Origin of the sequence: Tautonia marina (assembly GCF_009177065.1) — a bacterium.
Lineage (GTDB): Bacteria > Planctomycetota > Planctomycetia > Isosphaerales > Isosphaeraceae > Tautonia > Tautonia marina.
The window spans coordinates 1-833 of the sequence record NZ_WEZF01000065.1 but is presented as its reverse complement, the minus strand read 5'-3'; the positions used below and the strand labels follow the sequence as shown (position 1 = coordinate 833).

Here is an 833-nt window from a genome sequence, read left to right as displayed (position 1 = left end):
AATTAGCTCGCAACTTGGCACCACTTGAGCGTCAAGTTCAGGAGGTGGAGTCAGTCATTCACGCTATCGATAAACTCATTCTCAAAATCGAAGCACACCTGCTCAACAACCGAGATGCCTAAATCCTCTCATGGCGATTGGCCCAGACAACGTCCGAGTGGTCCGGGTCGCGCAGCGAGACGAGGTGATTAGTGGAAGCCAGGCATGAAGGATAAGCAAAGGAGTTGCTTCAGCCTCGAGCGGCTTCGCCGTCCGGACAACGTGCCGTCGTTTGGGCCACCCGTGGGCTGCTTGTGGTGTACGCTTGCAAATCAGTGGCGGAGGTTATAGCAAACTCAAATGAGCCTAGTGAGATGCTCCGAATGCGGCCAATCGATTTCAAATCGAGCCGCCAGTTGTCCGCACTGCGGCTACAAAGCCCACAGATCAGCGAGTGGTCTCGAAACAGTCGTGATGTCGGTATTCCGCATCGTCATGCTTTTGCTCACAGTCTTCGCCGTGGTAGCCGGCTTCATATTCCCATTTGCCTGGATTCTGGCGATCCTGTTCCTTGTCCTCGGAATCGCCGTGAAGAGGGTCGCATAGGCAAGGTGATCCTCGTGGTGGGGTCGTCTTGTCTCGTGCTGGAGCGGGGGGCAGGGACTTGAAAACGACGAAGAGGATGTGGGTGATTGGTTCAGCCACACAGACACGCAATCGGGAAGCCATTCAGTGCCACTCTACGCTATTAACCTTGGATGGGATCGCCCACTCCAATTCTCGCAATGGCCCCAAAGCTTCAATGAACACTTGGTGGTCCTTCGCGTTATGCGAACAAAGGTAGAGCTGACAAC

1 protein-coding gene is annotated in these 833 nt (G+C 54.4%); it reads left to right on the top strand.

Annotation, left to right across the window (positions count from 1 at the left end):
- The first annotated feature begins 339 nt into the window (after positions 1-339).
- Positions 340-585, top strand: a complete 246-nt coding sequence (locus GA615_RS28820; protein ID WP_152054498.1) for a zinc ribbon domain-containing protein — start codon at positions 340-342, stop codon at positions 583-585.
- The last annotated feature ends 248 nt before the right edge of the window (positions 586-833 follow it).

What these genes read in the sequence shown, in the direction of transcription:
- GA615_RS28820 (WP_152054498.1), top strand. Translation starts at nt 340, where the DNA reads ATGAGCCTAGTGAGATGCTCCGAATGCGGCCAATCGATTTCAAATCGA.